1 protein-coding gene is annotated in these 241 nt (G+C 76.8%); it reads left to right on the top strand.

What is annotated here, in order from left to right:
• On the top strand, positions 1-241 hold a 241-nt coding region (locus KVS71_RS18435), incomplete at both ends, for a CinA family protein (protein ID WP_217585260.1).

The following is a 241-nucleotide window of genomic DNA, read 5'->3' on the forward strand; positions in this document are numbered from 1 at the left end:
GGGGTGGCGGAGCCGCCCACCGGCGGTGCGGTGTGCGCGGCGCTCGTCGCGGTTCCCGGCGCCCCCGCGATGCTCCACGGCGGCGTCGTCGCCTACGCCACGCCCGACAAGCACACGCTGCTCGGCGTCGACACCGACCTGCTGGAGCGAAACGGGCCGGAGCACCCGGAGGTCGCGTGGCAGAAGGCTGCCGGAGAGCGCGACGCCGACGCGGTGGGTGGACTCCCCGCCGATGTCGGGG

Source organism: Microbacterium sp. GbtcB4 (genome assembly GCF_019091465.1).
Lineage (GTDB): Bacteria > Actinomycetota > Actinomycetes > Actinomycetales > Microbacteriaceae > Microbacterium > Microbacterium paraoxydans.